This window comes from Rhodomicrobium sp. R_RK_3 (assembly GCF_002198715.1).
Taxonomy (GTDB): Bacteria; Pseudomonadota; Alphaproteobacteria; order Rhizobiales; family Rhodomicrobiaceae; genus R-RK-3.
Genome location: NZ_MWLK01000016.1, coordinates 92,601 through 112,533 on the forward strand (window position 1 = coordinate 92,601; position 19,933 = coordinate 112,533).

At 65.0% G+C, this 19,933-nt stretch carries 20 protein-coding genes and 1 tRNA gene; 14 read left to right on the forward strand and 7 right to left on the reverse strand.

Annotated features, from left to right (window positions below; genetic code table 11):
• Positions 1–134: 134 nt before the first annotated feature.
• Both BLEFHOIH_RS08810 and BLEFHOIH_RS08815 read right to left on the reverse strand, forming a co-directional pair.
• Positions 135–2,315 (reverse strand): hybrid sensor histidine kinase/response regulator, encoded by a 2,181-nt coding sequence (locus tag BLEFHOIH_RS08810; protein ID WP_245296930.1) that lies wholly within the window; start codon positions 2,313–2,315, stop codon positions 135–137.
• Between the two features lie 226 nt (positions 2,316–2,541).
• On the reverse strand, positions 2,542–2,775 hold the full coding sequence (locus BLEFHOIH_RS08815; RefSeq protein WP_125461634.1) for a hypothetical protein: 234 nt from the start codon (positions 2,773–2,775) through the stop codon (positions 2,542–2,544).
• Positions 2,776–3,105: 330 nt separating this feature from the next.
• On the opposite strand from BLEFHOIH_RS08815, the gene BLEFHOIH_RS08820 reads away from it, so the two are divergent.
• The 8 genes from BLEFHOIH_RS08820 (at position 3,106) to BLEFHOIH_RS08855 (ending at position 9,677) form a co-directional block, all read left to right on the forward strand.
• Positions 3,106–3,666, forward strand: a complete 561-nt coding sequence (locus tag BLEFHOIH_RS08820; RefSeq protein ID WP_088344489.1) for a type 1 glutamine amidotransferase domain-containing protein — start codon at positions 3,106–3,108, stop codon at positions 3,664–3,666.
• A 203-nt stretch (positions 3,667–3,869) separates the two neighbouring features.
• Positions 3,870–5,678 (forward strand): DNA polymerase III subunit gamma/tau, encoded by a 1,809-nt coding sequence (locus BLEFHOIH_RS08825; protein WP_280950375.1) that lies wholly within the window; start codon positions 3,870–3,872, stop codon positions 5,676–5,678.
• Between the two features lie 88 nt (positions 5,679–5,766).
• Positions 5,767–6,087 (forward strand): YbaB/EbfC family nucleoid-associated protein, encoded by a 321-nt coding sequence (locus BLEFHOIH_RS08830; RefSeq protein ID WP_088344493.1) that lies wholly within the window; start codon positions 5,767–5,769, stop codon positions 6,085–6,087.
• A 187-nt stretch (positions 6,088–6,274) separates the two neighbouring features.
• Positions 6,275–7,249 carry a hypothetical protein gene (locus BLEFHOIH_RS08835; RefSeq protein ID WP_088344495.1) on the forward strand — a complete coding sequence of 325 codons (975 nt, stop codon included), beginning with the start codon at positions 6,275–6,277 and terminating at the stop codon, positions 7,247–7,249.
• Positions 7,250–7,328: 79 nt separating this feature from the next.
• Positions 7,329–7,934 (forward strand): recombination mediator RecR, encoded by a 606-nt coding sequence (recR, locus tag BLEFHOIH_RS08840; RefSeq protein ID WP_088344497.1) that lies wholly within the window; start codon positions 7,329–7,331, stop codon positions 7,932–7,934.
• Between the two features lie 327 nt (positions 7,935–8,261).
• Positions 8,262–9,149 carry a hypothetical protein gene (locus tag BLEFHOIH_RS08845; RefSeq protein ID WP_088344499.1) on the forward strand — a complete coding sequence of 296 codons (888 nt, stop codon included), beginning with the start codon at positions 8,262–8,264 and terminating at the stop codon, positions 9,147–9,149.
• A 112-nt stretch (positions 9,150–9,261) separates the two neighbouring features.
• Entirely contained in the window at positions 9,262–9,567 is a 306-nt protein-coding gene (locus tag BLEFHOIH_RS08850; protein ID WP_088344501.1) for an ETC complex I subunit, read from the forward strand.
• Between the two features lie 34 nt (positions 9,568–9,601).
• Positions 9,602–9,677, forward strand: a tRNA-Arg gene (locus BLEFHOIH_RS08855).
• 51 nt (positions 9,678–9,728) lie between these two features.
• Here BLEFHOIH_RS08855 and BLEFHOIH_RS08860 read toward each other — a convergent pair.
• On the reverse strand, positions 9,729–10,163 hold the full coding sequence (locus tag BLEFHOIH_RS08860; RefSeq protein WP_170937065.1) for a cupin domain-containing protein: 435 nt from the start codon (positions 10,161–10,163) through the stop codon (positions 9,729–9,731).
• 102 nt (positions 10,164–10,265) lie between these two features.
• Here BLEFHOIH_RS08860 and BLEFHOIH_RS08865 point away from each other — a divergent pair, with 102 nt between their 5' ends.
• Positions 10,266–11,156, forward strand: a complete 891-nt coding sequence (locus BLEFHOIH_RS08865) for a LysR family transcriptional regulator (protein ID WP_170937066.1) — start codon at positions 10,266–10,268, stop codon at positions 11,154–11,156.
• An 81-nt stretch (positions 11,157–11,237) separates the two neighbouring features.
• On the opposite strand, the gene BLEFHOIH_RS08870 is transcribed toward BLEFHOIH_RS08865, so the two are convergent.
• Entirely contained in the window at positions 11,238–11,645 is a 408-nt protein-coding gene (locus tag BLEFHOIH_RS08870; protein WP_170937067.1) for an ester cyclase, read from the reverse strand.
• Positions 11,646–11,860: 215 nt separating this feature from the next.
• On the opposite strand from BLEFHOIH_RS08870, the gene BLEFHOIH_RS08875 reads away from it, so the two are divergent.
• The 5 genes from BLEFHOIH_RS08875 to BLEFHOIH_RS08895 all read left to right on the forward strand — a co-directional run bounded on the left by BLEFHOIH_RS08875 (position 11,861) and on the right by BLEFHOIH_RS08895 (position 17,855).
• On the forward strand, positions 11,861–12,727 hold the full coding sequence (locus BLEFHOIH_RS08875; protein ID WP_088344509.1) for a Ku protein: 867 nt from the start codon (positions 11,861–11,863) through the stop codon (positions 12,725–12,727).
• Positions 12,727–15,216: a DNA ligase D gene (gene ligD, locus BLEFHOIH_RS08880; RefSeq protein WP_088344511.1), complete on the forward strand. Its 2,490-nt coding sequence runs from the start codon at positions 12,727–12,729 to the stop codon at positions 15,214–15,216. Before BLEFHOIH_RS08875 ends, ligD begins: the two co-directional genes overlap by 1 nt.
• Positions 15,217–15,458: 242 nt before the next feature.
• Positions 15,459–15,809: a metalloregulator ArsR/SmtB family transcription factor gene (locus tag BLEFHOIH_RS08885; protein WP_088344513.1), complete on the forward strand. Its 351-nt coding sequence runs from the start codon at positions 15,459–15,461 to the stop codon at positions 15,807–15,809.
• Between the two features lie 223 nt (positions 15,810–16,032).
• A complete protein-coding gene (locus tag BLEFHOIH_RS08890) occupies positions 16,033–17,202 on the forward strand; it encodes a DNA polymerase IV (RefSeq protein ID WP_170937068.1) in 1,170 nt (389 codons plus the stop codon).
• 179 nt (positions 17,203–17,381) lie between these two features.
• A complete protein-coding gene (locus tag BLEFHOIH_RS08895) occupies positions 17,382–17,855 on the forward strand; it encodes a VOC family protein (protein ID WP_088344515.1) in 474 nt (157 codons plus the stop codon).
• 52 nt (positions 17,856–17,907) lie between these two features.
• Here BLEFHOIH_RS08895 and BLEFHOIH_RS08900 read toward each other — a convergent pair whose 3' ends face one another.
• The 3 genes from BLEFHOIH_RS08900 to BLEFHOIH_RS08910 form a co-directional block, all read right to left on the reverse strand.
• Positions 17,908–18,690, reverse strand: a complete 783-nt coding sequence (locus BLEFHOIH_RS08900) for an SDR family NAD(P)-dependent oxidoreductase (RefSeq protein ID WP_088344517.1) — start codon at positions 18,688–18,690, stop codon at positions 17,908–17,910.
• A 79-nt stretch (positions 18,691–18,769) separates the two neighbouring features.
• Positions 18,770–19,075, reverse strand: a complete 306-nt coding sequence (gene clpS, locus BLEFHOIH_RS08905; protein ID WP_088344682.1) for an ATP-dependent Clp protease adapter ClpS — start codon at positions 19,073–19,075, stop codon at positions 18,770–18,772.
• A 97-nt stretch (positions 19,076–19,172) separates the two neighbouring features.
• Positions 19,173–19,847: an HAD family hydrolase gene (locus BLEFHOIH_RS08910; RefSeq protein WP_088344519.1), complete on the reverse strand. Its 675-nt coding sequence runs from the start codon at positions 19,845–19,847 to the stop codon at positions 19,173–19,175.
• Positions 19,848–19,933: the final 86 nt, after the last annotated feature.

Consider the following 19,933-nt stretch of genomic DNA (forward strand, 5'->3'; position numbering starts at 1 on the left):
GTGAGCACGCCGGGCGAGGGGTTGGTGCCTCACGGCTCGCTCACGAACCCCTCACCCCCTGCCCTCTCCCGATGGAGAGGGAGTCCGGCTGCGGATCGTCGAGGACGCCGTGTCCATCTGAAACGGCGCCGCTCCTAAAGCCCGGCCCCCGAGGCATCGTCGAGTACTTGCCGCACCTTCTCGCCGACCTGGGAGATGGTGAACGGCTTGGCGATCAGCGCGACGCCGGGGTCGAGCACGCCATTATGGACGATGGCGTTGCGGCTGTAGCCGGTGGTGTAGAGCACCTTCAGATGCGGCAGCCGGCTGCGCGCCTTGTCGGCAAGCTCCCGGCCGTTCATGCCGGGCATGACGATGTCGGTGAACAGGAGGTCGACGCGCGGATGCCGGTCGAGAATGGCCAGCGCGTCATTGCCGGAGGGCGCGTCGAGCACGGTGTAACCCAGATCCTCCAGCGCCTCGCGGGTGAACTGGCGGACGCGGTCCTCATCCTCGACCACCAAAATCGTCTCCGACCCCGAAAGCGCGCCCTCGGCGACCGCGGTCGCGGCGGCTTGCGGCGCGGTGCCCATATGGCGCGGCAGATAGACCTTCACCGTCGTGCCGTGGCCGACCTCGCTATAGATCTTCAAATGGCCCCCGGACTGCTTGACGAAGCCGTAGACCTGGCTGAGGCCGAGCCCGGTGCCATGGCCGTCCTTCTTGGTGGTGAAGAACGGATCGAAGGCCTTGGCGACGATGTCGGGCCGCATGCCGTGGCCGGTATCGGTGACGCAAATCGCCACATATTGGCCGGGCGTCACGTCGCCATGCGTCGCCGCATAGGTCTCGTCGAGATAGGAATTGGCGGTCTCGAGCGTCAGCTTGCCGCCGCCGAGCATGGCGTCGCGCGCATTGACGGCGAGGTTGATGAGCGCGTTTTCGAGCTGGTTGGCGTCGATATTGGTCGGCCACAGGCCGCCGGCGAGCACAGTTTCGACGATGATCTGGTCGCCCAGCGTCCGCCGCAGCAATTCCGACATGCCGGCGAGCAGCTTGTTGGCATCGACGGGCTTCGGCTCCAAGGGCTGCTGGCGGGCGAAGGCGAGCAGGCGGGCGGTCAAAGCCGCGGCGCGCTCGGCGCCTTCGGTGGCGGCATCGAGATAGCGCTGCACGCCGCCCGGCTCGCCTCGCTCCTGCTTGCGCCGCATCATCTGCAGCGAGCCGAGGATGATGGTCAGCAAATTGTTGAAATCATGCGCGATGCCGCCGGTCAACTGCCCGACAGCCTCCATCTTCTGCATCTGACGGATGCGCTCCTCCGAGGCCTCGCGGCGCTCGGTCTCCAGTTGCAGGCGCCGCAGCGCGCGCTTCTCCTTGCGGGTGAATTGCAGCGCCAGCAGGCTCAGCCCGAACATGGCGAGCGAAGCCGGCAATACGAAGGTCAGCCAACCGAGCGTCTTGTTGCGCCAAGCGGCGACGACGACGCTGCGGTCGACGGCGACGATGACATAGGCCGGATCGTTGGGCAGGCGCTCGAAGGCGACGAGGCGGGTGACGCCGTCAAGGCTCGAGACCGCCTCGTACATGCCCGCCTTGGCGCCATGGGTGCGCTCCCGGAAAATCGTCGCCTGCGGCAGCCTGGTCAAGTCCTCGACGCTGCCGGGAATGCGGGCCAGCACCGCGCCGTCCTCGCGGATCAGGCTGACGCCGTTGAATTCGAGCCCGGCGAACTGCTGGTAAAAATTCTGGAATTCGTCCGGGTTGAACGACATCATGCTGACGGCACGCAGATCGCCATTGGGGCCGCGATGGGCAAAGCTCAAGGTGAAGAACACGCCCTTATGCAGCCGGCCGGTCAGGATGCCGCTCAGATAGGATTTGCCCGGCGGCGTGGTGCCGTCGATATGGGCGCGGAAATAATCGCGGTCGGCGCGCTCCAGATCGCGCGGCGCGGGATATTCGAAGGCGGAGACCAGCGGCTTGCCGGCCGCGTCGAACACCCAGATGTCCTCGATCTGCGGCAGTTGCTCGGCCAGCTTTTTCAGCGTGTCGTGCAGCGGCCCTTCCGAGCTTCGGATCTGCTCGTCGGTCTTCTGGCCGAGTTCGTTCTCAAGATAGAGGGCGGCGAGGCGCTGGGTGTTGAAAACCTTGATCGCATGTTCGCGGACGATCTGTACGCCCCAGCGCAATTTGCTCTGCGCTTCGGCGAACTGGGCGTTATAGGCGTCGCGCGCGGCGAGGCCGAAGACGATTGTGGGCACGAGCAAAGACAATCCGGCGAGAATGCGGACATAGCGGGCAACTTCGCCGATCGTGCGATTAGCGTCCTGCAAGGGCGGCGGCCAGGAGTGGGTGGTTTGCGACGGGTTTGTCGGATGCCATAGCTAGCACGTCCTGAGTATTAATGCCTAATCGCTACTTGCGCATTATTAAAGACGAGCCTTATCGCCGCACTACGCCTTTCGGGTGTCCGAGCATAAGAGCCAAAATCGGGGATGTTGAGAAGATTCGGTGAGGAGCGGCGGCCGGCGCCGACGGGCGCGGCCTTGCCGTCGTGCGTCAGGCGGCGTTTTCCAGCCGCCCCTGCTCGCGCAGGATCGTATAGCCCTGGCGCGCGATCTCGAAGCGCTGGGCGGGTTTCAGATTTTCCATTTCGACCGCATGCGCGCCGTACCACGGGCCCATCAGGCGGATTTCGAACGGCAGCAATTCATAAGTCCCCACAGGGAATATCAGGGTCATCGGCTCGGGGCCGCTGCTACGCGTGGCTTCATATTGCGTGGTCATGGTCATGAATGTCTTATGCATGAAGAACAAAAAGTGAACAAGGGGTTTTTACAGGGACGGATGTTTACGCCCCGAAGTTGTATAATTGGTGAACGGCGGCGCTCAAATGCGTTTGGCCGCGCGCCGGCGGCATTGCCGCCGCCAGGGATGTGTAAGTTCATGATTCGCCTCTGTCTCGTCGCAGCTTCCGGTAGAAATCTGTCAAAATAACAACCTTTACGGGACATTTTGGCAGCACGGAACCCGGCCGAGACCCAACGGTGGTAGCCCAAGCCATAAATTCGGAACCCGCGCCGTTGGTTCCCCGTTGGAGTTCACAAGAAAAGGAGGTCAGCCATGCAGAAATTAATGGGAAAGCGGATCGCCATCCTGGCAACCCACGGCTTCGAACAGAGCGAACTCGAGACCCCGCTGAAGACATTGCGGGAGCTTGGCGCCGAGGTTCATGTGGTCTCGCCTGAAAGCGGCGCCATCAAGGGCTGGCAGGATCATGATTGGGGCCGCCCGGTGCCGGTCGATCGCACGCTCGGCGAGGTGCAGGAGGCCAATTACGACGCGCTGGTGCTGCCCGGCGGCCAGATGAATCCCGACACGCTGCGCCTCGATCCGCGCGCGGTCGCGCTGGTGAAGGCGTTCTATGATTCGGGCAAGACCGTCGCCGCCATATGCCATGCGCCCTGGCTGCTGATCGAGGCCGGCGTCATTCGCGGGCGCCGGGCGACGTCTTATGCTTCGATCAAGACGGACGTGATCAATGCCGGCGCGAATTGGATCGACGAGGCCGTCGTCGTCGACGATGGGCTGGTGACGAGCCGCAAGCCCGCCGACCTGCCCGCCTTCTGCGATAAGATCGCCGAGGAGATTCTGGAAGGCTTTCATCAGCGCGCGGCCGCCTGAGCAGGAGGACGCGAAAGCAAAAGCCCCGCACCCACTGGAGTGTAGGGGGAGAGCGGCGCTGTCGGCAGCGCTTGCGAATCCATGCCCTCTGAATAGCCCTCTCCCTTGGCGGGAGAGGGCGGTCGCCGTCAGGCGGCCGGGTGAGGGGGCGGAACTGGCACTTCGCCCATCCCCAACCCACATAAGCCCCGAACCCAGCGCGGTTGCACCCGGCCCCCCCGGCTGGTAGCTTCGGCGCGAGGGCCCGGCCTTGGGCCGCGACGCAAATCCAACCGGCACGGCCGATGACCGCCGACACGAAGCCTTATCTCGTCCTCGCCCGCAAATACCGGCCTCAGACCTTTCAGGATCTGATCGGGCAGGACGCGATGGTGCGCACGCTGAAGAACGCCTTTCACAGCGGACGCATCGCGCAAGGCTACATGCTCACGGGCGTCCGCGGCGTCGGCAAGACCACCACGGCGCGCATCATCGCCCGCGCGCTCAATTATTCGAAGCCCGGCCAGGATCTCGGCCCCACCATCGACATGCCCGATTTCGGCGAGCATTGCCAGGCCATCATCGAGAGCCGCCATGTCGACGTCGTCGAGATGGACGCCGCTTCCCATACCGGCATCGACGATATCCGAGAGATCATCGAATCGGTGCGCTACAAGCCGGCCTATGCCCGCTACAAGGTCTTCATCATCGACGAAGTGCACATGCTCTCCAAGGCGGCCTTCAACGGCCTCTTGAAGACACTGGAAGAGCCGCCGCCGCACGTCAAATTCATCTTCGCCACCACCGAAATCCGCAAGGTGCCGGTGACGGTCTTGTCGCGCTGCCAGCGCTTCGACCTGCGCCGGATCGACGCCGCCCTGCTCACCGAGCATTTCGGCAAGCTGGTCAAGGCGGAGGGCCAGAGCGCCGAGCCGGAAGCCCTGGCGCTGATCGCCCGCGCCGCCGAAGGCTCCGCCCGCGACGGCCTGTCGATCCTCGATCAGGCGCTCGCGCATGGCGAGGGCACGGTCAAGGCCGCCGATGTGCTCGCCATGCTGGGCCTTGCCGATCGCGGCCGGGTCTACGACCTGCTCGACGCCGTCCTCGGCGGCGACCCGAAAACCGCGATCGCCCAGCTCGCGGCGCTGCACAATGACGGCGCCGACCCGATCCAGATCGTCGGCGACCTTGCCGAGGCCGTCCATGCCGCAACCCGGATCAAGGCGGCGGGCGAGGAGTCCGTTGCCACGCTCAGCGCCGCCGAGCGGGCGCGCGCCAAGCTCGTCGCCGGCCGGCTGTCGATGGGCGCCCTTTCCCGCGCCTGGCAAATGCTGCTGAAGGGCCTCGATGAGGTCGCCCGCGCCCCGCGCGGCATGACCGCCGCCGAAATGCTGCTGATCCGCATGTGCTATGCCGCCGACTTGCCCTCCCCCGACGAGCTGATCCGGAGCTTGACAGGCCGGACGCAGGCTCAAACGAAGGGTGAACCGAGCGGAAACGAATCGGCAGTCCGAGGCCATGTTCCTGATTCGTCTGACGCGATGTCCTCGGTGCCGCCCGGCCGGCGTGCCATGGGCGGCGAGAGCGGCGCCGTCTCCGAAGCGCGGATGCCCGAACAGGCCGCCGCGCCTGCCCCTGCCCTCCCCGCCTTGCAGAGCTTTGCCGATGTCGTGGCGCTCGCCAATGAGAAGCGCGACGTCAAGCTGAAGATCGCGCTTGAGGACGCCGTCGAGATCGTCCGCTTCAAACCCGGCCAGATCGAGCTGCACCTGCTCGACGCGGCTCCCAAGGAGCTCGCCAACGAACTCGCGCGCAAGCTGAAGCACTGGACCGGCGAGCGCTGGATGATTTCCGTGACGGATGAGCGCGGCAGCACGCCGCTCGGGGTGCTGCGCCGCGCCCGCGAGGCCAAGCTTTTGGAGGATGCCCGCCGCCACCCGGCCGTGCAGTCCGTGCTGCGCCATTTCCCGGAGGCCGAGATCACCGCCGTGCGCGAGCTCGGCCCTGGGGACATGCCGCCGAAAAAGCATTGACGAAAGCCCGACGACTCCCAACTTTGACGGTATAATACAATCAGGTTTCCGCGAGGCGCGTCCGCCCACGCGGCCGGAAGGACGGGCGATGAAGAACCTCATGGATATGATGAAGCAGGCCAAGCAGCTCCAGGAGAAGATGACGGAGATGCAATCCGCCGTGGAAGCTGTTTCGCAGACCGGCACCGCCGGCGCCGGCCTCGTCAGCGTCACGCTGAACGGCAAGGGCGTGCTGAGCGAGATCAAGATCGACCCGAGCCTGCTGAAGGACGGCGAAATCGAGATTCTGGAGGATCTGATCGTCGCCGCCCATGCCGACGCCAAGTCGAAGATCGAGGACACGCTGCAATCGAAGATGCAGGAACTCGCCGGCGGGCTGCAATTGCCGCCGGGACTGAAGCTGTTCTAAACTGCGCAAGTCTAAGACAAGCGAAATCTTGGAGAAATTAGGCCATCTCCGCCTCAGTTCTGCCATAGCCCGGCAATAGATGCTCGTTGGGGGCGAGGGGCTAGGTGGTTATTAAGGCAATGACGGGTACATCCTCGGCATTGCCTCGATTGTCTTCCGCTCGCTGGGCAAGCTGGGGGAGACGATCGTGTATCATGAGAGTGGCCGTAAAATCCGCTTCGGCATCGCTTGGGAGGCGGTCCGGTACCCTTTTGCGAATATTTTTGGCCTGCTGCGCCTGACATTGCTGCCGGCGCTGATATCGGCGGCGCTTCTTTACGCGGCCTACCGGCTTTTCGGCTCCCCGATCAGCCTGCAGGTTGAGACCCCGGAAGACATCGAGCGTTTCGCCAAAGCGATCGTGCCGCTGACGATGCCGTTTTGGGCGCTCTGCCTTTTCGTCTCGGTCATCATGGCCGTTGGAATTCATCGGCACATCCTGCGCGGCGAAGGGCTAGAGTGGACGCTCGTGCCGATACGCGGATATGAACTTGCCTATGCCGCCGTCGCGGGCCTTTTCACTGCCGCAACTTTCATCGAGCAATATCTTTTTCATCTGGTCGCCGGATGGTTTGGCATCGTCACGCCGCCGCCTCTCGGCGGCAGCGGTTTTACCGCGGCTCAGTATGACATCGTGCAGTTCGTAAAGGACGCCTCGCCGGCCCTGATCGCGACGGTCGCGCTGTTGACGGCGGTATTGATTTGGGCCCATGTCCGCCTTGCGCTGGTTTTTCCCCACGCAGCGGTTACCGGCCGCATTTCGCTGAGCGAGTCCTGGGCGGCCATGCGAGGCAATGTCTGGCGGTTTGTGGTCGCGGCCCTGCTCATGAGCATATTGGTGTTCGTCGTTTATTTGCTGACCGTTTTGGCGGTGGCGGTGCTCGGCTTCGTGGCGGTGACGCTTAAGGCGCTTCTGGCAATGACGCCGCAGATCCCGTACGCACCCGATGTCGTGCCGGTCAGTGTTTCCGTCTTTACAATCATTCTCTTCTTGCTGTCGAATTGGCTGCTGATCGGGATGATTGTGGCGTTCGTATCTTTCATCTATCAGGATTTGGTCGATGGTTCGGCCCCGGTGCCACAGCGGCCGGCCAGCGGTCTCTTTGCCGGCATCGGTTCTTAGGACGAGATGCGGCATGCCATTGGCAAATCGGCGGGCCAACGCTAAATATCCGGGAGCACCGCAATAACCCGCATGTCGCATGTCCCGCAAAGCCGCCGGCCCTGAAATCGAAAATCTGATCGCGCTGCTCGCCCGGATGCCGGGGCTCGGCCCGCGCTCGGCCCGGCGCGCCGCGCTGCATCTCATCAAGAAGCGCGAGCAGCTCATGCAGCCGCTCGCCCGCGCGCTCGCCGAAGCCGCCGAGAAAATCCTCGTCTGCCCCGAATGCGGCAATCTCGACACCGCCTCGCCCTGCACCATCTGCCAGGACAGCCGCCGCGACGGCGGCATGATCTGCGTCGTCGAGGAAGTCGGCGACCTCTGGGCGCTGGAGCGGGCCGGCGTGCTCAACACCCGCTATCACGTGCTCGGCGGCACGCTCTCCCCGCTCGACGGCATCGGCCCGGAAGACCTCTCCATCGGCAAGCTGCTCGACCGCGCCCGCGCGACGGGCGTGACCGAGGTGCTGCTGGCGCTGAACGCCACGGTCGAGGGCCAGACCACCGCCCATTACCTCTCCGCCGAGCTCGAAAGCGCCGGCGTGACGGTCTCGCGCCTCGCCCATGGCGTGCCCGTCGGCGGCGAGCTGGATTATCTGGACGAAGGCACGCTGGCGGCGGCGGTCAAATCGCGGCGGCCGGTTTAGCGTTGCCGCCCGGCGGATAGCGCCTTACCCCTCACCCACCCGCCTGGCGGCGCAAGCGGCAGAGCGAGACGTTTCACCCGCACGGGCTCAGCCCTCTCCCCTCGTGGGAGAGGGCGGGCGCGAAGCGACCGGGTGAGGGCCCCGGCTCTCCGCCTAACATCCAGCGCGCGCCATGATCGCCCAGCACCGCAATCCCGCCATGCTCGGATCACAAATCGGCGCGGTTTCTCCGTATAATTACGGCACCTACCGCAATATTGACGGATATTATTTGGCTCAACTGGGCGTGGCCGCGCGAGGTTTCGCCCGTATCTCGGGGGGGAGGGCATGGGGCATTCGCCGGATTGGAGTGTCAGCGCGCCGAAGGACGCCGGCACCTTCCCCTCGCGCCATCGCGGCGCGCTCCTGCGGCTGGCGCTCGTCCCGGCCCTGCTCGGCTTAGTCGCCACCTGCGGCCTCCTCCTTTATTTCGGCGGCATTCCCGGCCAGGCGGCGCCGCTCGGCTTCCGCGATTGGCCGGTCGGCTTGCGCCTCACCCTGCTGCTGCTCCGCCAGTTCGCCGGCGTCCTCCTTCTCGTCCTGCCCATCCTGCTCGCGGCGGCGATCATCGGCACCGGGGTGCAGCGGCTGGCCGTGCTCGGCGAGATGCCCGGCTGGGTGATCGTCCGCTTCCGCAAATATGAACGGGCTTATCTGCTGGTAATGCTCCTCACCATCGCCGCCACGGGCATCGCGCTGGCGGCGTTCTCTTCCATGTCGCTAACGGCCGCGCACCGGTCCGCCGGCGGGCTCCCGTCGCCCTCCGGCCTGGTGATCCCGGTGCTCGCCATCGGCGCGCTGTTCGGGCAGACAAGGCTGATGCTGATGGCTCCGCACGCCGCCGTCACCGGCCGGATCTCGCTGGCGACCTCCTGGGCCGCCATGCGCGGCAATATGATACGCGCGACCTGGGCGCGCCTCGCCCTTTCCTGGCGCATCCTCTTGATCCTGCTTGCGATGATCGCCGTCTCCCTCGTCACACAGCTTGCGTCCACGCTGTTTCAAACCGTGACCGGGTCGGGCGCCCTGCATCAGATCCGGGGGGCACTGATCTTCGCCGCCATCTTGGCAGCGCTCGTCTATCTCTACGCCATTTATGCCGCGCTCGCCGGCTACGCTTACAAGGAACTGATCGGCACGCAGGCGCAGGCCGATCCGGCGGGAGCGCCCGCCTAGAGCAGGATGAGCCAATCCAAAGTCATCGTGATCGAGGCGGTCCCGGCTCGAAACCGCCTCTTCAATCCGCGCCGATAAGCTGTTAAAAGAATGCGGATCAGCGGAGGCAGGCATGGTTGCGCGCATTTATCAGCCGTCGAAGACGGCCATGCAGTCGGGTGACGCCAAGACGCGGCATTGGGTGCTCGAATTCGAGCCCGACGCACCGCGCGAGACCGACCCTTTGATGGGCTGGACCTCGTCGGGCGACATGAAGCAGCAGATCGTGCTGTCCTTCCCGACCAAGGACGACGCCATCGCCTACGCCCATCGCAACGGCATTCCTTACCGGCTGTTCGACGCCCATCCGCGCGCCCGCTCGAAGAAGGCGTACGCGGATAATTTCAAATTCGGCCGCATCGGCAGTTGGACGCATTGACGCGGATTTGAGGCTGCGGCGCGCTCGCCGCTACGGTCCCGTAGCTCAATGGATAGAGCACCAGCCTTCTAAGCTGGGGGTTGCAGGTTCGAGCCCTGCCGGGATCGCCAAATTCTCCCCTTGAATCACCTATTTCTTGCTGGCTTCGTCCGTGCATCCGTTCATTTCGGGAGTGGTCCCACGATTTTCTGATCGAATTGCGTTGCGACGCGATCGAGATCTCTCGGATCGATCGGAACCGCAAGGTCTGCCATGGCGCGGAAGAACTGATCGTGCCGGGCTGGCGAACAGACAACATCCTGCATCGCATTCACCTGCCCGAGATTGGCAAAACCGTGCTCATCTCCGCGTTTCACTGCGACACGCTCGCCGGGCTTAACGTCGAAGCTTTGTCCCGCCACGCTGAAACGCAGCGCTCCCGCGGAAATTAGGAAGACTTTATCTCCGTCGAAAGATCGATGCAGAGGCGCGCCATGGCCAGGCGTCACCGTCATGCGCATGATGGTCACAGGGCTGTCTTCACTGCCGGCGATGATTTCCGTTTCCAGTCCGGCGAAACGAACGACATCGGCTTTCGTAATTTTACCGCTTTGCATGGTTGCCTCCGAGTTGCGGAGCTTCATGTTGGGGAGATGGGACAGAACGCTCGGCAATCCAGGCAGCATTTGCTATTCATACTGTCCAGTAGGATGGACAATATGGACCTGAACACGATCCAGACCTTTGCCGACGTTGTGCGCGCCGGAGGTTTTTCAGCCGCCGCCAGACAAAGCGGGATGCCGCGTTCGACCGTCAGTCTGCGCGTGCGGATGCTCGAGGAAGCCCTGGGTGTCCGTCTCTTCAAGCGCTCCACACGCGCGATTGCGTTGACCAGCGAGGGGCGGGCGCTCTTTGACAGCGCCGGCCCGGTGCTCGACAGGTTGGCCGAAGCGGTCATTGCAGTCGGTGGCGTTCAGGGAGAGTTGAAAGGCCCAATTCGGATAACCGCGCCCGCCGATTTTCCCACCGACGGGCTGGCCGATGCTCTTGGTAGCTTCCGGCGCGAGCATCCCAAAGTCAGCTTCGAAGTGATATTGACCAACGCGGTGCTCGATCTGGTCGCCGAAAATATTGATATCGCATTGCGGATCGGCGCCGAGAACCAGCAGGACACCGTCACGCGAGCCGTGCTGGACGCGGCCTACGGCCTGTTCGCAAGCCCAGCCTATTTCGACGCCAATGGCGAACCGCGCGATGCGAACGCGATACAGACCCTGATCGCGCCTCCCCGTATTTTGCGGCGTTTTATTGAGCGGCAGGTTTTCGAAGCGCGATCGCTTCCCGATCCCGCCATCGAGGCGAATAACTTTCTCCTCATCCGTGACCTGGCCGTGGCGGGGCACGGTATTGGCTTGCTTCCCGTCGGACTGTGCAAGAAGGAGATTGCGGCTGGCACCCTTCGCCAGACCTTGCGGAGCTTGTTCACGGGCTCGGTAAGGATGGGTCTTTCATTCCCGACCCGCAGTGATATGAACGCCCGCGTCCGAGCCTTTGCCGATCACCTGGCGCGTCGCCTGCTAAACCCGGGCGGCTGGCAGCATGAACAGTGATCTAGGTCTTACATTACAGCAGGATGACGTGCGGAAACCGGTCCCACTTTACCTGATCCCGCTAGCGCCTTGCCGGCGACGCTACAGTCCGAGCTGCTTCAGCATCGACGCCCTGTTATAGTGATCGGTGCAGCGCTTCAGGCTGTCGCCATCCAGCTCGAAAATGCTCGCCCCGCGCAGGGAAATCGCCCGGCCAGTCGCCGGGATTTCAGGAAGAGCGCCATGCTGCGTGCCGGTCGTGACCCAGGCTGCCGCCGCATGGCTGCCATCCCAGACATGCGAGATCACCGTCAGCTTGAAATCGGGGAAGGCGGTCCGGACCCTGCGATAGAATTCGCCCGTCTCGGCCTTGCCGACGAGGAGGCGTTGCGCCGCGACATTCTCATAGATGCAGTCGTCGACGAAAAGCGACAGAAACCGCTCGGGCGCCTCCGACGACCAGGCCGCCGCCCATTCCTCGATGAGCTTTTTTGAATTATCCTCTATCATCCTGACGAGCCTTTCACCTTGCGCGCCTCCCGGGCAGCGGCGCCCGCGGGCGGGACGGGTCTTCAGCTTGCTCATACGCTCGGCGCGGCTTGCAACCGTCGCATGTCAAACCGGGCGGATTGCGTTACGCCGGTAATGGACGCCGCAAAAAGCGGTGGCCGGAACAAGTTCTTCAACCTCGTGTTGAATCTCCGGTACCAGTGGAGTCTCGCGTCGTGGCACCTAGGGCGAATTGGAAGGGTTTCCTCAAACTTTCGGAACTCAGCATTCCGGTGGCGCTCTATTCGGCCGCCACGACCTCCGATCGCGTCTCCTTCCACACCATCAACCGCCAGACCGGCAACCGTTTGCGTCGCCAGTTCATCGACGAGCAGACCGAGCAGCCGGTCGACAAGGAGCAGCAGGTCAAGGGCTACGAGATCAGCCAGGGCGAATATGTCATCCTGGAACCGAAGGAGATCGAGGAGGCGATCCCGGAAAGCGACAAGACCATCCGCGTCGAGGCCTTCCTGCCCTGCCCCGAAATCGACACCGCCTATTTCGACAAGCCCTATTACCTCGCGCCCTCGGGCAGCATCGGCAATGAGGGTTTTGCGCTGCTCAGCGAAGGCATGCGGCGGCAAAAAGTCGCCGCCCTCGGCCGCGCCGTGCTGTTCCGGCGGCTGCGGACGGTGCTCTTGCGCGCGGACGGGCCGCTAATCGTCGCCCATACCATGCATTTCGACTATGAGGTGCGCCCCGCCGCCGAGATCTTCGACGACATCCCCGAGCTGAAGATCGAAGGCGAGATGCTGGATCTGGCCAAGCACATCATCGAGACGAAATCCGGCACGTTCGACCCGCGCGCCTTCAACGACCGCTATGAGGAGGCGCTGGCCGAGCTGGTGAAAGCCAAGATCGCCGGGCGCGAGATCAAGGCGCCGAAGCGGCCCACCGAGACCAAGGTCGTCGATCTGATGCAGGCGCTGCGCGAGAGTGCCGGCGTCACCGGCAAGACGGCCGCAAAAACCAAGGCCAAGGCCAAGACCAAGGCCCCGGCCAAGAAGAAGGCCGCGCCCGCGCCCCGCCGCAAAGCAAGCTGATGGCGACGCTCGCACCCTACCGGAAGAAGCGCGACTTCAAGACGACATCCGAGCCGCGCGGCAAGCGGGCGAAATCCGAGGCGGGCGACAGTTTTGTCATCCAGAAGCACGATGCCCGCCGCCTGCATTACGATCTGCGGCTGGAAATGGACGGCGTCCTGAAAAGCTGGGCCGTGACCAAGGGGCCGAGCCTCGTCGCCGGGGAGCGGCGGCTCGCCGTGCATGTCGAGGACCACCCGCTCGACTATGGCGATTTCGAAGGCACTATCCCCAAGGGCGAATATGGCGGCGGCACGGTGATCGTCTGGGATCGCGGCCGCTGGACGCCGATCGGCAATGCCAAGAAGGGCTTTGCCAAGGGCCATCTCGATTTCGAGCTGCATGGCGAAAAGCTCAAAGGGCGGTGGCATCTGGTGCGCATGGCCCGGAAACCCCGCGACCGCAACGAAAACTGGCTGCTCATCAAGGGCGACGACGAACATGCTCGCGAGGAGACCGAGCCTGAAATCACCGAAGAGCGGCCGGAATCGGTGAAGACCGGGCGCGGCGTCGCCGAGGTCGAAGGCGAGGCGCCGGGCTGGTCGTCGAAGACCGGCAAGATCGACAAGCCCGCCGCGCCGAAGCCGCCGAAGGGCGCCAAGAAGGCGGGCTTTCCCGGCTTCATCGAGCCGGCGCTGGCAAGCCTGCGCAGCACGCCGCCCTCTGGCAAGACCTGGCTGCATGAAATCAAGTTCGACGGCTACCGGCTGCAGGCGCAGATCCGCTCCGGCAAGGTCAAGCTCTTGACCCGTAGCGGCCTCGACTGGACCGCCAAGTTCGGCAAGCCACTGGTCGCCGCCCTGGCCGCCCTCCCCGCGCGCGACGCCATCCTCGACGGCGAGGTGGTGGTCGAGGGCGCCGGACACGCCTCCGATTTCTCCGCCCTGCAGGACGATCTCTCGACGGGGCGCGGCGACCGGCTCGCCTATTACGTCTTCGACCTGCTTTATCGGGACGGCTACGATCTTCGCCCGCTGCCGCTGATCGAGCGCAAGGCGGCGCTGGAAACCCTCGTCGGCGACGCCGCTCCCCTCATCCGCTATAGCGAGCATTTCGAGCAGAATGGCGAGCTGGTGCTTCGCCACGCCTGCCGCCTCAGCCTTGAAGGCATCGTCTCGAAACTGCGCGACGCGCCCTACCGGTCCGGGCGGCGTAAGGACTGGCTCAAGGCGAAATGCTCCGAGCGCCAGGAATTCGTGGTGGCCGGCTACGTGCCATCGACGACCGCGCGCAAGGCGATCGGCTCGCTGATCCTGGGCTATTACGACAAGGGCAGTCTGATCTATGCCGGGCGCGTCGGCACCGGCTACACCAACAAGGTCGCCGCCGACCTGTTTGAGCGGCTCGATCCCATCGCCATCCCGAAAAGCCCCTTCGCGCAAAAGCTCACCTCCGATGAGACCCGGCAGGCGCGTTTCGTGCAGCCCAACTATGTCGCCGAGGTGGAGTTCCGGAGCTGGACTGGCGACGGGCTGGTGCGCCACGCCTCCTTCCGGGGCCTGCGCGAGGACAAGCTGCCCGAAGAGGTGGTGCGCGAATCCCGGGCGACGGTCCCCGCCGAGCGGCCCGCGCCGCCGGTCAAGCTCACCCATCCCGACCGCCTCTATTGGGAGGATGCCGGCGTCACCAAACAGGGCCTTGCCGATTATTATTCGCAGGTCTGGCCGCGCATCGCCCCATTCATCGTCAACCGGCCGCTGTCGCTGCTGCGCTGCCCCGACGGCGCCGCCGGCCAGTGCTTTTTCCAAAAACACGCCTGGCGCGGCCAAAGCCCGGACATCCTCACCGCGCGCGACCCGCTGGACGAGGAAGACCAGCCGATCCTCGCCATCGACGGCCTGCCGGGCCTGATGGGCCTCGTCCAAGGCGGCGTGTTGGAGATCCATCCCTGGGGGTCGAGCCTCAGCGACCTGGAGCGGCCGGACATGATCATCATGGATCTCGATCCGGGCGAAGGCGTCGCGTGGCAGGAGGTGATCGGCGCTGCGCATGAGGTGCGCGAGCGGCTGCGCGCGGCCGGCCTGGCCAGCTTCGTCAAGACCTCCGGCGGCAAGGGTTTGCATGTGGTCTCGCCGCTGAAGCCGGCGGCGGGCTGGGACGCGGTCAAGGCCTTCACCAAGCGCATCGCCGACGACATGACCGCCGACAGCCCCGAGCATTTCCTGGCGACGGTGACAAAATCGAAGCGGCGCGGCAAGATTTTGGTCGACTATCTGCGCAATGGCCGGGGATCGACCGCCGTAGCCCCCTATTCGACCCGCGCCCGCCCCGGCGCCGCGATCTCGATGCCGCTGGACTGGAACGAATTGAGCCTTGCCATCGGCCCGGCCTATTTCACGGTGGTGAACGCCCCGACCAGGCTGGCCGCGCTCCCCGCCGATCCCTGGGAGGCGTTCTGGCAATCCGCCGCCCCGCTGCCCCAGCAGGCCAAGGCGCGCAAGCGGGCTTAGCGGGAAGTGCTATCAGCGCTCAGCGCTGCATGTGCTACAGCCCCAAACCCTTTTGCATTCCGGCCTTCGCGGGAATGACACGACACAACTGGCGGCGCCGACTGATGCCTGCTGCCGATCCCGCTCCAATGCCCGGCCCCAGCTAAATGGGGCAGACCACCGGGCCCGGCGTCGCCGCCTCTTGACCTTCGCCTCCGGCGTCACTATTAAACCACCCAGTTAAATGACGCATCGGTACTCCCATGCCCGCCGATCCCCTCAGCACGACCTTCGCCGCGCTCGCCGATCCGACACGCCGCGCTATCCTTGCGCGCCTTGCGCTCGGCGAAACCTCCGTCACCGAACTCGGCGCGCCGTTCCAGATGACGCTGCCGGCCATCTCCAAACACCTCAAGGTGCTCGAACGCGCCGGCCTCATCGAGCGCGGCCGCACCGCGCAATGGCGCCCCTGCCGTCTGGATGCGGGTCCGCTGAAGGAGGTCGCCGGGTGGGTCGAAAGCTATCGCCGTTTCTGGGACCAGCGCTTCGACCGGCTCGACGACTACCTCCGGGAGGTCGAGGGCAAAGCCCAGCCGGGCACTGAGCCGAAGTAAGGCACAGGTTTTAATGCCCCCCAACTCTTGTCATTCCTGCGAACGCGGGAATCCAGCACGCCGCGGCACCGAAATGAAAGGAGAGATTCGCCGCTTAATTTGCCCTTCACCGGATTCCCGCCTGCGGAGGATTGACAGTTGAGCGGTCGGCGTCGCCCTCCCCCACCCACAGGCCCGATCTCCGCATCTGGCCGCGCGGGGGCGAATATGGTACCTGAGTCCCATGCTGACTCAGCTCTGCCGCGATTGCTGCCAGCTCGTCGCGCCGCGCGCCGGTTCGTGCCCGGACTGCGGCGGCGAAAGGCGCATCGCCCATGCCGAGCTCGCCGCGCTGACCATCGCCCACATCGATTGCGACGCCTTCTACGCCTCGGTGGAGAAGCGCGACCGGCCGGACTTGCGCGAAAAACCGCTGATCGTCGGCCATGATGGCGGGCGCGGCGTCGTCACCACCGCCTGCTACATCGCGCGGCGCTACGGCGTGCGCTCGGCCATGCCGATGTTCAAGGCGCTCGACCTGTGCCCGGACGCCGTCGTGCTGCCGCCCGACATGGGCAAATACAAAGCCGTCAGCGACGACATCCGCGCCATCTTCCGCGCCGCGACCGAGGTCATCGAGCCGGTGTCGCTCGACGAGGCCTATCTCGACCTGACCGAGGCGCATGAATCCGGCGAGCGGGCGGCGGCCGAAGCGCTGGCCGTGATCGCCCTGCGCGTCGAGCGCGAGGTCGGCATCACGGTGTCCATTGGCCTCTCCTGCAACAAATTCCTTGCCAAGCTCGCCTCGGAAATGGACAAGCCGCGCGGCTTCTCGGTGATCGGGGCGGCGGAGGCGAAAGCGGTGCTGGCGCCGATGTCGATCCGCAAGATCAACGGCGTCGGCCAGGCGACGGCTCAGCGGCTCGAAGCGAGCGGCATCGCCAGCATCGGCCAGCTTCAAGCCTTGAGCGAAATGCAGCTCGTCACCCAATATGGCAAGTTCGGCCGGAGGCTTGCCCGCTATGCGCAAGGCGAGGACGAGCGCGCGGTCACGCCGGACCGGCCGACCAAAAGCATCTCCGCCGAAACAACCTTTTCGCGCGACACCGGCTCGGCGGATGAGCTGATCGCGGTCGCCCGGCGGCTCGGCGAGCGCGTCGCCACACAGCTTCAGCGCAAGGGGCTGGCCGGCGGCGCTGTCGTGCTGAAGCTGAAGACCTCCGATTTCCGCCTGCTGACCCGGTCAAAGCGCCTGCCGAATGCCACGCAGCGCGCCTCGGTGCTGGCGGAAGCCGCCGAATTCCTCATCCGCCGCGACGCCGATGGCCGCCGCTTCCGCCTGATCGGCGTCGGCGTCGACGACCTTCGCCCCGCCACCGAGGCCGACCCGCCCGGCCTGTTCGACATGGCGTGAGCGGGCCGGGGAGCCGGGTTTTGCACGGCGTTAGCACGTTGATGCCGCGTTCCGGCCACCTTTGTCCGAGAGTTTTCTGATGTGTTGATTCTCGGCGCCGGTCCTAAATTCGACCATCCGGCCCGGCCGGGAAGTGATCGCCCAAGGCATGCTAGATAAGAAACGCGAAGGGACGAGAAATGGCCAAGAATACGATCTGCCTGTGGTACGACAAGGACGCTGAGGCCGCCGCCCGATTCTACGCCGAGACTTTTCCCGAAAGTGCCGTTGGCGGCGTCCACCGGGCGCCCAGCGACTATCCGGCGGGCAAGCAGGGCGATGTGTTGACCGTCGAATTCACGGTCCTCGGCATCCCCTGCCTGGGCCTGAATGGCGGCCCCATGTTCAAGCATAATGAAGCCTTCTCGTTCCAGGTCTCCACCGAGGATCAGCAGGAAACCGACCGCTATTGGAACGCCATCGTCGGCAATGGCGGTCAGGAGAGCGCCTGCGGCTGGTGCAAGGACAAATGGGGCATTTCCTGGCAAATCACGCCGCGCACGCTGATGGAGGCGCTGGCGGCCGGCGGCGGCGAAGCCAAGCGGGCGTTCGACGCGATGATGGAGATGCGCAAGATCGACGTCGCCGCCATCGACGCGGCCCGGCGCGGTTGACGGAGCGACAGGAGCGCGCTCGGCCTGGTTGGCGAGCGCGCTGCCCCCGCCCCTATCGCGGGGCCATGCGGATGGCGCCGTCGAGGCGGACGGATTCGCCGTTGAAATAGCCGATCTCGATCATCGACAGGGCGAGCGCCGCATATTCCGATGGCCGCCCGAGCCGCTTCGGATAAGGCACCGATGCGGCGAGCGCCGCTTTCACATTCTCCGGCAGGCTGTGCAGCAGGGGCGTCTCGAACAGGCCGGGCAGGATCGTGTTCACCCGGATGTTCTCGTTCATCAGGTCGCGCGCGATCGGCAGGGTCATGGCGAGGACGCCGCCTTTGGAGGCCGAATAGGCGGCCTGCCCGATCTGGCCGTCCTCCGCCGCGACGCTCGCGGTGTTGACGACGACGCCGCGGTCGCCATCCGCCTGCGGCTCCAGCGTCAGCATCCCGGCGGCGGATTTGGCGATGCAGCGGAAGCTGCCGATCAGATTGACCTGGATGACCCGCTCGAAGGCGTCGAGCGGGAAGGACTGGATCTCGCGTGTGTCCTTGGCGCGGCCCGCCGTCTTCACCGCGCTGCCGATGCCGGCGCAATTCACCAGTACGCGCTCCTGGCCATGCGCCGCGCGCGCCTTGGCAAAGCCCGCGTCGACCTCGGCCTCCGAGGTGACGTTGACGGCGCAGAAAACTCCGCCGATCTGCGCGGCGAACGCTTCGCCCGCCTCCGCATTCATGTCGAAGATCGCGACCTTGACGCCCTTGGCCGCCAGCGCCTCGGCGGTGGCGCGGCCGAGACCCGACGCGCCTCCGGTGACGATGGCGGCAACGGATGAGTCGAGCTTCATATGATGAGATCCTTGCTCTGGGACGCGGGGGCATTGCGTCCAGAGCTTAGCCTATCGGCGGCGCGGCGCGAAGCAGGCTCTACTCTTCCGGCTCGGTGATGAATTGCAGCGGATAGCCCTGGCGCTGGCCGGTCTCGGTGGCGAGCGTCGCCTTGGTCTCGGCGACGTCGCGCGTATAGACCGCGACGACGCAGGCGCCGAGCCGGTGCGCGGTGATCATGACGCTATGCGCCTGATCCTCGGTCATGTGAAAGACGCCCATCAGCACCCGCACGACGAATTCGCGCGGCGTGAAGTCGTCATTGACCAGAATGACCTTGTGCAGGCGCGGCCGCTGCGTCTTGGGCCGCACCCGGCTGCGTGGCTTGATGTTGATGTCACTCATCGACAGCACTGTCCCGATGGCAAAACGGCTGGAATCGCCGGATATTAGCCATGTGTTTTTCAATTCGTCCATCCGCCCTCAGGCGAATATCCCCGGCTCAGCGGCGGCCTCCGACCTCGTCAATGTGAAGCAGCAGGTCGGCTGGGTCCTCATAGACACGGTATGCGCCCGATTGCCGGAGTTCGTCCGGCCCGTAGCCGCCGCTCAGAACCCCGACGCCCAGCGCCCGGCAGCGAATCGCGGCCAGCATGTCCCAGATGCTGTCGCCGACGACGACGGCGGTCTCGATCGGCGCCCCGAGCCGATCGGCGGCGGCGAGGAAGAGATCCGGGTCGGGCTTGGCGTATTTGACCTGATCGCGCGTCACCACCGGGATTTTGGCCGGGTCGACGCCGAGCGCTTCCAAATTCACCGCCGCCGTCTCCATGCGGCCGCTGGTGGCAATGGCCCAGGGCACGCCGGCCTGGGTCAGCCAAGCCAGCAATTCGCGCGCGCCCGGCAGCGGGCGGATCTGGCGCCCGTGGCGCAGATAGGCGGCGGCGTGGGCCTGACGCAGGCGTTCTGTGCGTTCGGGGCTGATCTCGAGTCCCGTCTCGCGCAGGAGCTGGTTGGTGAACAGCCCGCCGCTCATGCCGATCTTGCGGTGGATGCGCCAGACCGAGAGGTCGATATTCTCCGAATCCAGCGCCTCCTTCCAGGCCAGGACGTGCTGGTAGACGCTGTCGACGAGCGTGCCGTCGAGATCGAACAGGAAGACCGTTTGCAAGCGCATGTCATGCCTCCTTCCGCGCCCTCTCTCGCGGGCGCCGAAGGGTCCAATGTGGCGATCATGCACGGTTTGAGCAAGCCGCACCGCTT

What these genes read in the sequence shown, in the direction of transcription:
- BLEFHOIH_RS08815 (WP_125461634.1), bottom strand. Translation starts at nt 2,775, where the DNA reads ATGACCATGACCACGCAATATGAAGCCACGCGTAGCAGCGGCCCCGAG.
- BLEFHOIH_RS08820 (WP_088344489.1), top strand. Translation starts at nt 3,106, where the DNA reads ATGCAGAAATTAATGGGAAAGCGGATCGCCATCCTGGCAACCCACGGC.
- BLEFHOIH_RS08830 (WP_088344493.1), top strand. Translation starts at nt 5,767, where the DNA reads ATGAAGAACCTCATGGATATGATGAAGCAGGCCAAGCAGCTCCAGGAG.
- recR (WP_088344497.1), top strand. Translation starts at nt 7,329, where the DNA reads ATGTCCCGCAAAGCCGCCGGCCCTGAAATCGAAAATCTGATCGCGCTG.
- BLEFHOIH_RS08845 (WP_088344499.1), top strand. Translation starts at nt 8,262, where the DNA reads ATGGGGCATTCGCCGGATTGGAGTGTCAGCGCGCCGAAGGACGCCGGC.
- BLEFHOIH_RS08850 (WP_088344501.1), top strand. Translation starts at nt 9,262, where the DNA reads ATGGTTGCGCGCATTTATCAGCCGTCGAAGACGGCCATGCAGTCGGGT.
- BLEFHOIH_RS08860 (WP_170937065.1), bottom strand. Translation starts at nt 10,163, where the DNA reads ATGCAAAGCGGTAAAATTACGAAAGCCGATGTCGTTCGTTTCGCCGGA.
- BLEFHOIH_RS08865 (WP_170937066.1), top strand. Translation starts at nt 10,266, where the DNA reads ATGGACCTGAACACGATCCAGACCTTTGCCGACGTTGTGCGCGCCGGA.
- BLEFHOIH_RS08870 (WP_170937067.1), bottom strand. Translation starts at nt 11,645, where the DNA reads ATGATAGAGGATAATTCAAAAAAGCTCATCGAGGAATGGGCGGCGGCC.
- ligD (WP_088344511.1), top strand. Translation starts at nt 12,727, where the DNA reads ATGGCGACGCTCGCACCCTACCGGAAGAAGCGCGACTTCAAGACGACA.
- BLEFHOIH_RS08885 (WP_088344513.1), top strand. Translation starts at nt 15,459, where the DNA reads ATGCCCGCCGATCCCCTCAGCACGACCTTCGCCGCGCTCGCCGATCCG.
- BLEFHOIH_RS08890 (WP_170937068.1), top strand. Translation starts at nt 16,033, where the DNA reads ATGCTGACTCAGCTCTGCCGCGATTGCTGCCAGCTCGTCGCGCCGCGC.
- BLEFHOIH_RS08895 (WP_088344515.1), top strand. Translation starts at nt 17,382, where the DNA reads ATGGCCAAGAATACGATCTGCCTGTGGTACGACAAGGACGCTGAGGCC.
- BLEFHOIH_RS08900 (WP_088344517.1), bottom strand. Translation starts at nt 18,690, where the DNA reads ATGAAGCTCGACTCATCCGTTGCCGCCATCGTCACCGGAGGCGCGTCG.
- clpS (WP_088344682.1), bottom strand. Translation starts at nt 19,075, where the DNA reads ATGAGTGACATCAACATCAAGCCACGCAGCCGGGTGCGGCCCAAGACG.
- BLEFHOIH_RS08910 (WP_088344519.1), bottom strand. Translation starts at nt 19,847, where the DNA reads ATGCGCTTGCAAACGGTCTTCCTGTTCGATCTCGACGGCACGCTCGTC.